Genomic DNA, 9,881 nt, shown 5'->3' with positions numbered 1-9,881 from the left:
TTTCGTGCTCGGTCTCGCGACCGGCGACCGGCCCGCCGAATATCCGGCATTCGGCGTCGAATTCGAGAATCGCGCGGAGCGTTTCAGAGACGCGTTGGACGTCATCCGCGCTGCGACAGAGCAAACCTGGCCCATTCACGCCTCGCGCTTCTATGGTCACCTGAACGGCACGCTTGAACTCGTGCCCAAGCCGGTGGGCAGGCGGGTGCCCGTCGTCGTGATCGGACACGCAGGACAGACGACCGAATGGACGGCGAGTCGTACCGACGGCATCCTTTCCTACATCTCCAATCCATCGCGAATTCCTGAGATTGTCGATCAATGGCGAGCCGCGTGCGGGACGGATGTCTTCAAACCCTACGGATACGGCACGCTGTTCGACCTCGACCGGGATCCCAACATGCCGATTCAGCCAGGTCGCGTGCTGCGCGGCGGACGCAATGCGCTTCGCGAACTGTGGTTGCGGCAACAGGAGCAGGGCGTCTCGCACGTAGCGCTTCATTTCAAACCCCAACGGCGCGCCGCGTCGGAAGTCGTCGACGAGCTCGGAGAGCACCTGTTGCCGCTGTTTCCGAGCCTCAAGCCGGGAGTTCAGTCATGAACCGCCCGCTGCATCACATGGATTTCATCTTTCAGACCACGCTGGGTACCTATCCGCTGGCCGCGCAATGCGAGATGCTCGCCGAAGCCGGCTACCAGGGGCTGACTGTTTCGGCCTGGAGCAAAGAGCTGAAATCGCTGCCTCGCGTGAAACAGAACTGGGGGCTCGACGTCGGGGCAATTTATCTGATCTACCGTCAGGGCCTCGAATCGTTTGTCACCGGCATCTTCGAATCGATCGAAGGCTGCAACAGCATTGAACTGGCTTTGCATGCAGGCGACGAGGTGAGCGATGCGGATCGGCGAATGATCGAGCGCGTCCTGCCAATCTGCGAGCGCCGCGGCATCGACATCGCTCTTTATCCGCACATTCGCTATGGCATGCAGACCACGTCGGAAGCGGTTGCATTGTGCCGGGAATTCAATCACCCAAATCTCGGGATTGTATTCAACGGCTATCACTGGTTCGCGACGCAGGAGAAGGCGCTCGAGCAGCGTCTTGATGCCATCTGGCCGTGGCTGCGGCAAGTCAATCTCGCCGGCTGCCGGCTGTCGCCGCTAGGCTGGGGTGGCGCCGCGACGATTGAGCCCCTCGACGAAGGCGAAATGGACAACTTCGTATTGCTCGGTGCGCTGGATCGGCGCGGCTATCTCGGTCGATTCGGCGTGCTGGGCTGGGAGAGCATGGGAGGAGATGTCTACGGCAACCTGCAGCGCTCGCACTCCGCGTTCCGCTCAATGGAGTGCAGACTGGCAGCCCACCCCGAGTGGGCGGTCATGACGCCGTTGCCTTATTAGGTCGACGGGAGCGAAAACACATGACCCATCCTGTTCACGCACTTGATTCATTTTTCTATACTTCGATGGGCATTTATGCATTTCAGTCGCAATGCGAGATGCTCGCCGAACTCGGCTATGACGGCATCACCGTGTCGGCGTGGGGCGGCACGCCCTATACCGACCTGTCGCTGCTTCCGACGGTCAAGGCGCGGCATGGCCTGGACGTCGCGGCACTTTATCTAGTCCTCCATGAAGGCCGGAACGACGCGGCGTTGCGTCGGATCGTCGAAGCCGTGGAGGGCGTCGAGCTGATCGAGCTTGCCGTGCAGACCTCGATGAACGGCAACGGCGCGATTCTGCGCGCGATCGAATCGTTGCTGCTGATCGCTGAGCGTCGCGGTCTGCGCATCGCACTGTATCCCCACCTGAAGCATGTGACGCAGACCACGTCCCAGGTCGTGCGCCTGTGTGAGCACTTCGACCATCCGCGCCTTGGGATGTCCTTCAACGGCTACCACTGGTACGCCAGCCAGGAAGGACAACTAGACGAGCGACTGGCGGCCATCAGACCGTGGCTGATGCAGGTCGTACTGTCCGGCAGCGCGATGTCGCCGCTCGGCTGGGGCGGCGTCGCGACGATGGAGCCGCTCGACAGGGGCGAACTCGACAACCTGGCGGTGCTGGCCGCGGTCGATCGGATCGGCTACACCGGCAGCATAGGCGTCCTTGGCTGGGATTACGGTGGCGACGTGTACCTGAAGCTTCAGCGTTGCCTGCGCACGCTGCGCGCGATGGACGCGCGCCTGGAAAGTCATCCAGCCTGGGCGGACATCGCCCCACGACGGTGACACGCTTTCTCATGGTGTCTTTTGAACCCTGTGTCGCCCGATTGCGGATTCGGCGACGCCGCCTGTAACACGGAGCCCTCTTGACAGCTTTATCCGTACTTGACCTGATGATGATCGGCGAAGGCAAAGTGTTTGCCGATACCATCGCCGACGCCACGATGCTGGCCCGACATGTCGAATCATGCGGCTATCGACGCTATTGGATCGCCGAGCACCATGACCTCCCGGGCATCGCGTCGTCAGCGACGACGTTGCTGATTCAGCACCTCGCCGCAGCCACCAAGCGACTGCGGGTGGGGGCCGGCGGCATCATGCTGCCCAACCATTCGCCGCTGGTCGTGGCGGAGCACTTCGCCACCCTCGAGACGCTGTTCCCGAAACGTATCGATCTAGGTCTTGGGCGAGCGGCGGGATCAGCGGGGCCCGCGATCCACGCGTTGCGGGGCGACGCCTCGGAACGGAATTTCGAGGCGGACATCGGATTGCTCGAAGATTATCTGCGGGACAACGGCCGACAGCCCGTGCGCGGCATTCCCGGTGTTCACGACGTTCCGCTCTGGATGCTGGGGTCGAGTCCGCAGAGTGCGGATCTGGCAGCGAAGCGGGGCTTGCCGTATGTGTTTGCGTCGCATTTCGCGCCCCGCTTCCTGACAAATGCCGTGCGCCACTACCGTGAGCACTTCCGGCCGTCTGCGATGCTAAGCGAGCCGTATGTGATTGCCGGAATCAATGTGATTGCCGCTGAAAGCGAGGCCGAAGCGGCCTATCTGGCCAGCTCGCATTTCCACTGGGTGAATCGGCTTCACCAGGGCCGGCCGGGTCCATTGCCGCTTCCCGAAGAAGGCTATCTTCAAAGCCTGTCGGCCTCCGAGCAGCGCGGCCTGGCGCAGGCGATGGCGTGCACCGTCGTGGGCAACCGACGGCAGGTCGGCGACGGCTTGCGCCAGTTTGTGGAGATGACCGGCGCGGACGAGTTGATCATCGATGCCCGCATTCACGATCCGACAGCTCGTTGTCGTTCGTATCAGCTGGCTGCGGAATCGCTAGATGTGCGGGCCGCGTAGATGGCGTTGGCGCGCGCTGGTTCTCGACCATTAGTTGAGCCGATAATGAGCAGCTAGGGGTCAAGTCATCGGTTGGCGGATTCGGTGCCTGCCGCCATCAATTCGGGGCACGCCGAAAACTGAAAAGTTGCCCCATTAGCCTACCCGGCCAGATGGGGCTTGCTCTTTCTTTAGAACGGGTAGGGTTGTGATGCTGGTTCGATCGTGATCCACTTGAGTTCGGTGAACTCGTCGATCACCGCGCGACCGTCGAATCGGCCATAGCCACTCTTCTTCGTCCCGCCATAAGGTGCCTGAGCTTCGTTTTGCACGGTGGCGCCGTTGATGTGCACGCATCCAGCGTCGATCCGGCGAGCAACGTCCAGTGCGCGCGTTACGTCCCGGCCAAAGACAGCGGAAGATAATCCGTATTCGGTGTCGTTAGCCACCCGAATGGCATGCTCAACTCCGGACACGCGTACCACTGTGGTGATCGGCCCGAACGTCTCCTCGTCGTAGATCGACATGGACGGTTGAACGCGGTCAACAATGGTTGGATGCATGATTGCTGCTTCCGCAGGGCCGCCTGTCAGGACTTGCGCGCCCTTCGAAAGGGCGTCTTCGAGGAGAGCGTTGATTCGCTTGCCCGACTCACTGGACACCAGCGGTCCTACCACGCAGGCCGCGCTACCGGATGGGTCGCCGACTGGAAGCTCTTTCGCACGCGCCGCGAACCGGGCGACGAATTCGTCGGCAATCTTCTCGTCAACAATGAAGCGCTCCGTCGACATGCAAATCTGGCCTTGATATAGGAACGCGCCAAACGTTGCGGCGTTGACCGCGGCGTCGATATCCGCGTCGTCGAGCACGACGAATGGTGCTTTGCCGCCGAGTTCGAGTAGGCAACGTTTCAGATGCGTTGCCGACTTCTCAGCAATGATTCGACCTACGCGGGTCGATCCCGTGAAATTGACGCGCCTTACAGCCGGATGAGCGATCAGTGCATCGGTGACTTGCGGCGAATCTTCAGGAGCACATGTCACAAAGTTCAGTACACCCGCCGGGAGCCCTGCTTCGTAAAGGCTTTCTGCCACTGCGAGATGTGTCGACGGACTTACCTCCGAAGCACGAAACACTACCGTATTGCCACAAGCTAGCGGATAGGCGATGGCACGCGCAGCGAGGAGCACAGGACCGTTCCACGGAACAATGCTAAGCACCACACCCGCTGGCTGTCGCTCCGTGAAGGACAGGGTATTGGGCTTGTCAGTCGGAATAGTTTCGCCCTGAATCTGCGTCGTAAGCGCTGCCGCCTCTCTGAAGAGCGCGGCCGAGCCCATGACGTTGAAGTCCGCCCAGAGACTTGAAGCGCCGATTTCGCTTGCCATTCGCTGGCGCAGTTCTTCTCGCTTGCCTTCAAGAATGTCCGCGGCCTTTAGCAAAATACGACGGCGCTCGGTGGGCCCGACCCTGCACCAGGTGCGAAATGCCCGTTGCGCGGAATCCGCCGCGGCGACGGCGTCTGCGACCGACGCCGCGGCGCCTGTCGTCACAAGCTCGGTGGTGACCGGGCTATAACGATGAAAGATCTTGCCGCCCTGTGCGTCTCTCGCCTCGTTGTCTATGATGAGTTGCGTTTTCAATACAAGACTCCTGGAATGGATTTAAGCGATGCTCAAGCTTCATCGAACTTGAGTACAGGCTTGATGGTCTCGCCGCTCTCACTGTCCGCCATCGCTTCGTTAATCTGATCGAATCGATAGTGCTTGATAAGTCGGTCGAACGGAAAACGACCTTGGCGATAAAACTCGATGAGCGTGGGAATGAAGCGATGAGGTAGTGCGTCGCCTTGGACAATCCCCATGATGCGGCGACTTGGAATCATCACATCGTTGATATTGAGCGAAACCTCAGTACCAATCTTTGTGGCACCCACAATGCCGCATGTACCGAAGATGGCGAGGCTGTCGACTGCTTGGCGCAGGACTTGGGCGCGGCCGCTGCATTCCAGCGTAAAGTTCGCGCCACCTCCGGTAATTTTGCGGACCTCTTCGACCGGATTGACTGTCTGGGGATTGACGATGTGTGTGGCACCGAGTTCAAGCGCGAGTTGGAGTCGGTTGTCGGCAATGTCGGCTGCAATGATCGTAGTGGCGCCGGCGATGCGCGCAGCCATGATTGCGGCGAGACCAACTGCCCCGGCCCCGAATGCGACGAAGCTCGATCCTGGGGCAACCTTCAGCGAGTTCAGCACTGCACCCGCGCCGGTCTGGATGCCACAACCGAGTGGCGCCAGAAGTTCAAGGGGAATGTCTTTGGGTACCTTCACCACGTTTCGAGCATTAGCAAGCGCGTACGTAGAAAAAGATGATTGACCGAAGAAATGTCCGTGTACTGGGTGGCCTGCGCAATCGCACAGTCCGCTCGTGCCGTCTTCGCGCGCACCGCCGAAGTTGAGCGGGGCCATGTTTTCGCAATAAGCCGGATGTCCTGACAGGCAAGTATCACAATGCCCGCACGACATAAACGTTAGAACGACGTGGTCACCGGGCTTGACGTTGGATACCTCGCTGCCGACTGCGTGAACGATGCCGGCGCCTTCATGGCCGAGTACAAGCGGGAGCGGCGAGGTGAAGAGTTGGTCGCGAACCACCATGTCGGTATGGCAGACCCCTGTCGCAACCATCTTGATTACGACTTCGTGAGGCTGCGGGTCGCCAAGCGTAAGGCTCTCAAGTTTGAGATTGCTTCCCGCCTCGCGAACGACCGCGGCCCTAATTGATTGGCTCATGAGCGTCTCCTGGATTGTTGTACTTAATGAGGTGTGCCCACTGGCGTGCGTTGCAACGGAATGCTTCCGTCAGACTCTGCAGCGGTACAGCACCCCATGTTTGCCACCATGAGATCTGCCCGCAGGTGAGAAGTGGACGTACGCCCATGGACGTTCCAGTCGCCTGCGTTTTCCGCGGTCACGCTTTAAAAGCGACGCGGGATAACGCAGAACTAACCGTGCTGATGATGAATCAGACCACGGATGCCGCCAATGTCGCTTTGTTAATTTGCTAAATTCACGCGGTGAATATTAGCCATGCAACCCTGCCAGACTTTGCAAATTCAGAGTTCCTGTTTTTTAAGTCTTGCAAGGCAGGAAAAGCTTTTTCTCGCGATAAAGTGCTTGGCGTGGACGTACCGATCGGAAAGTACGCTGCCAGCTTTGCTGGACTCATGACAGAAAGAGCGTGCCCTCGCCAGATCGGCACGGTTCTGCCCGTCTTGTTGCGAGGGAATTCGCTCAGATTGAAAACTCTTCAACCATGAGTTGCCGAAGCCATTGATTGCTCGGTTCCCGATGATTGCGAGCATGCCACAGCACGTTAATGGAAATATCCGGAATCTTCACGGGGCAGGGGGCGGATTCAAGACCGAATGGAGCGAGCGTTCTCGTTGCATAGGCTTCCGGGACGACGGCGATCAGATCCGTCGTCTGGAGGATGTGTCCTACAGCTACAAAATGCGGAACTCTCAGGCGGAGATTGCGCGTCACGCCAGCACGCTGAATGGCAGAGTCGACCATTCCATGTCCGGTGCCTTCTGCAACAATGGAGACATGCTCCGCTTCCCAGAATGCGTCTGGTGTCATGCCCGTCTTCGCCAGCGGATGCCCTTTGCGAAAAATACAAACATATCTTTGCTTGAAAAGGCGCCGTTGGAAGAAACCGGTTTTGAGGTCGGGTAGAAATCCGATCGCGAGGTCTACGCGCCCTGTCTCCATTTCCTGGCTCAACGTGTCGGCGTGATTGCGTACCGTGCTGACGGAGACGCCAGGGGCGACCTGGGCGAGCCTCTTCATGAGGGCAGGAAGAAAATAGATCTCGCCGATATCGGTCATCGCCAGGGTAAATGCACGCGTGCTCGTGGTCGGGTCAAAGTTTGATTTCGCGTTAAGTGTGTTGTAAATCGCACCCAGCGCGAATCCGATCGGCTCAGCAAGTGTCTCCGCGAGCGGTGTCGGAATCATCCCTTTTGATGTTCTGAGGAATAGCTCATCCCCCAGGAGTTTCCTCAACCGGTTCAGCGCGTTGCTGATGGCCGGCTGAGAGATGCCCAAGGTGTTGGCGACTGCGGAGACGCGGCGCTGTCGCAGTAACTCGTTAAACACGACGAGCAGATTGAGATCGATATCCTGAAGTTCCATCCGAAAACCCTCCCTGGACACCATTATCACTGCCGGTGATGTGGGTTATCAAGGAGTTTCTATTTATCAATATCCCGTCCGGCGGCATCATTGAGGCATCAATCGACCAGCCCGGAGACACTGGCGCTATGGAAGTATCAATTCTGCCTTTACACCGCGTCCTTGACGTGCGAGCAGGGGAAAACCTGCTGGAAGTGTTTCGTGAACATCAAATTCCGATCTCCTATAGCTGCATGGCTGGCCGCTGCGGTACGTGCCGCTGCCGTGTAACGTCCGGTCGCGTGCTCGTAACAGGCAGCGGTGAGTCGAACGCGCCTATGAGGACAGGCGAGACGGTACTTGCGTGCCAGACCACGCTCGTCGAGGACTGCGCAATCGAGATTCCAGAAGTGGATGAAGTTGTCGTTCATCCTGCAAAGATCCTCAAGTCGACTGTGCTCTCCATAGAAGACTTGACGCACGATATCAAGCGTTTGCGACTCGGACTGGCGAAGCCCCTCGAATATTCACCGGGTCAATATGCGAATCTGCAGTTTTCTCCACAGCATATACGTCCCTATTCGATGGCGGCGACGCAGAACGATGAGGAGGTCGAGTTTCATATCCGACTCGTTCCTGGTGGCCGCGTCACGTCGTACATCGCCAACGAACTGAAAGTTGGCGATTCGGTACGAGTGAGTGGGCCACTCGGCACTGCGTATCTGCGCCGCAAAAACTCTGCTCCTGTCGTTTGCATCGCTGGCGGCACCGGCCTTGCGCCAATCCTCTCGATCCTCCGGGGTATGGCGGAGGCGCGCATGGCTAACCCTGTGCACGTGTATTTCGGTGTTCGGTCGAGCATCGACGTGTACGGCGAACCGTGGTTGGTGGAGTTGCAGAGTCGTCTTCCCAAATTGAAGTTTCATATCGTAGTGGCGTCGGGTCATGACGTTGAGGGCTGCCGCAGTGGCCTGGTTACTCAAGCCGTGAGCGACGACTGGAGTGATATGCGCGGCTGGAGCGCCTACATTGCCGGCGCACCGGTGATGGTCGATGCGGCGTCGATATTACTCAGGCAGAAGGGAGTAGAACCTGGACGCATCTACGCCGACGCCTTTTATTCGAGTGGTGTTTGAACGCTTGGCAACACCATAAAAATCCAACTTTAGGAGACAGGCATGAACGAGGCTCCCGTTGTATTCAAGAAGTCCGAATGGAAAGGTGACGGCTCGAGTCGCATCCCGTTCTGGGCATACACGGACGATGACGTCTATCGCCGAGAACTCGAGCGTTTCTTTTATCACGGCCACTGGTGTTACGTGGCACTAGAGGCGGAGATTCCAAACGCCGGCGATTTCAAGCGAACGGTCATCGGAGAGCGATCCGTTATCGTGAGTCGGGCTGCCGATGGTGAAATCTACGCGGTAGAGAATGTCTGTGCGCACCGCGGTGTTCGCTTCTGTCGGGAGAAGTCCGGCAACCGGAAGGATTTCACCTGCCCGTATCACCAGTGGAATTACGACCTCAAAGGGAACCTCGTCGGAGTTCCCTTTCGACGAGGCGTCAAACTTGACGGCAAGGTCAACGGTGGCATGCCGTCAGACTTCGATCCGAAAGAGCATGGTCTTACCAAGTTGAAGGTCGCTGTACGTAATGGCGTAGTTTTCGCGTCATTCGATCATGACGTTAGCTCGCTTGAAGAGTACCTGGGTCCGACAATTCTTCGCTATTTCGATCGGGTTTTCGACGGTCGAAAACTGACCATTTTGGGCTACAACCGTCAACGCATTCCCGGAAACTGGAAGTTGATGCAAGAAAACATCAAGGACCCGTACCACCCTGGGTTGTTGCATACGTGGTTTGTTACGTTCGGTCTGTGGCGAGCGGATAACAAGTCGGAATTAAAGATGGATGAACAATTCCGCCATGCCGCCATGATTTCGACGCGTGGAGCTGCTGGGAAGAGCGAAGTCACATCTGGCGTCTCCAGCTTCAAGGAACAGATGAACCTCAGCGATGACAGGATCCTCGACATTGTCAAGGAAGATTGGTGGGGTGAACCGACTGCGGTGATGATGACGCTGTTTCCGAGCGTGATCATTCAACAGCAGGTCAATTCTGTCTCGACGCGACACATCCAGCCGAATGGGCACGGGTCGTTCGACTTCGTATGGACGCATTTCGGGTTTGAGTGCGACAGCGAAGAGATGACACGCCGTCGGCTTCGCCAGGCCAACCTCTTTGGCCCCGCGGGTTTTGTTTCCGCAGACGATGGCGAAGTGATCGAATTTTCGCAGGAAGGCTTCGAGCAGAAACCATTCCATCGAACGATTGCGGAGTTAGGTGGCCGCGAAGTTGGGGATTCCGATCACATGGTGACCGAGACACTCATTCGTGGGATGTACGACTACTGGCGTCGCGTCATGGAGGCCTGAG

9 protein-coding genes are annotated in these 9,881 nt (G+C 58.2%); 6 read left to right on the top strand and 3 right to left on the bottom strand.

Translation table 11 applies throughout. The features are described 5' to 3' along the window. The 4 genes from P0D71_RS29605 to P0D71_RS29590 all read left to right on the top strand — a co-directional run. Window positions 1-601: LLM class flavin-dependent oxidoreductase (locus P0D71_RS29605; protein WP_408483274.1), on the top strand; the 601-nt coding region annotated here is incomplete at its 5' end. Next, a complete protein-coding gene (locus tag P0D71_RS29600; protein ID WP_408483273.1) occupies window positions 598-1,398 on the top strand; it encodes a TIM barrel protein in 801 nt (266 codons plus the stop codon). The genes P0D71_RS29605 and P0D71_RS29600, both read left to right, overlap by 4 nt. Before the next feature lie 98 nt (window positions 1,399-1,496). After that, window positions 1,497-2,228 (top strand): sugar phosphate isomerase/epimerase family protein, encoded by a 732-nt coding sequence (locus tag P0D71_RS29595; RefSeq protein WP_408483272.1) that lies wholly within the window; start codon window positions 1,497-1,499, stop codon window positions 2,226-2,228. 80 nt (window positions 2,229-2,308) lie between these two features. Then, window positions 2,309-3,292, top strand: a complete 984-nt coding sequence (locus tag P0D71_RS29590) for an LLM class flavin-dependent oxidoreductase (protein WP_408483271.1) — start codon at window positions 2,309-2,311, stop codon at window positions 3,290-3,292. Between the two features lie 170 nt (window positions 3,293-3,462). On the opposite strand, the gene P0D71_RS29585 is transcribed toward P0D71_RS29590, so the two are convergent. The 3 genes from P0D71_RS29585 to P0D71_RS29575 all read right to left on the bottom strand — a co-directional run bounded on the left by P0D71_RS29585 (window position 3,463) and on the right by P0D71_RS29575 (window position 7,466). Then, window positions 3,463-4,914, bottom strand: coding sequence for an aldehyde dehydrogenase (locus P0D71_RS29585; protein WP_408483270.1), 1,452 nt, complete (start codon window positions 4,912-4,914; stop codon window positions 3,463-3,465). A gap of 32 nt (window positions 4,915-4,946) precedes the next feature. Further along, window positions 4,947-6,062 (bottom strand): NAD(P)-dependent alcohol dehydrogenase, encoded by a 1,116-nt coding sequence (locus tag P0D71_RS29580; protein WP_408483269.1) that lies wholly within the window; start codon window positions 6,060-6,062, stop codon window positions 4,947-4,949. 501 nt (window positions 6,063-6,563) lie between these two features. Further along, the gene (locus P0D71_RS29575; RefSeq protein WP_091809333.1) at window positions 6,564-7,466 is read right to left on the bottom strand and encodes a LysR family transcriptional regulator; all 903 of its coding nucleotides are present in this window, start codon (window positions 7,464-7,466) and stop codon (window positions 6,564-6,566) included. A gap of 128 nt (window positions 7,467-7,594) precedes the next feature. Here P0D71_RS29575 and P0D71_RS29570 point away from each other — a divergent pair, with 128 nt between their 5' ends. Further along, window positions 7,595-8,581 (top strand): FAD-binding oxidoreductase, encoded by a 987-nt coding sequence (locus P0D71_RS29570; RefSeq protein ID WP_091809335.1) that lies wholly within the window; start codon window positions 7,595-7,597, stop codon window positions 8,579-8,581. Between the two features lie 42 nt (window positions 8,582-8,623). Then, on the top strand, window positions 8,624-9,880 hold the full coding sequence (locus tag P0D71_RS29565; RefSeq protein WP_408483268.1) for an aromatic ring-hydroxylating dioxygenase subunit alpha: 1,257 nt from the start codon (window positions 8,624-8,626) through the stop codon (window positions 9,878-9,880). Window position 9,881: the final 1 nt, after the last annotated feature.

Source organism: Paraburkholderia sp. RL17-383-BIF-A (assembly GCF_046028015.1).
Classification (GTDB): Bacteria; Pseudomonadota; Gammaproteobacteria; order Burkholderiales; family Burkholderiaceae; genus Paraburkholderia.
The sequence above is the reverse complement of the archived record's forward strand: the minus strand, read 5'-3'. Positions and strand labels throughout refer to the sequence as shown.

Excerpts from the sequence above, each read along its gene's own strand:
- P0D71_RS29565 (WP_408483268.1), top strand. The coding sequence starts at position 8,624 with ATGAACGAGGCTCCCGTTGTATTCAAGAAGTCCGAATGGAAAGGTGAC.
- P0D71_RS29570 (WP_091809335.1), top strand. The coding sequence starts at position 7,595 with ATGGAAGTATCAATTCTGCCTTTACACCGCGTCCTTGACGTGCGAGCA.
- P0D71_RS29595 (WP_408483272.1), top strand. The coding sequence starts at position 1,497 with ATGCTCGCCGAACTCGGCTATGACGGCATCACCGTGTCGGCGTGGGGC.
- P0D71_RS29600 (WP_408483273.1), top strand. The coding sequence starts at position 598 with ATGAACCGCCCGCTGCATCACATGGATTTCATCTTTCAGACCACGCTG.
- P0D71_RS29580 (WP_408483269.1), bottom strand. The coding sequence starts at position 6,062 with ATGAGCCAATCAATTAGGGCCGCGGTCGTTCGCGAGGCGGGAAGCAAT.
- P0D71_RS29575 (WP_091809333.1), bottom strand. The coding sequence starts at position 7,466 with ATGGAACTTCAGGATATCGATCTCAATCTGCTCGTCGTGTTTAACGAG.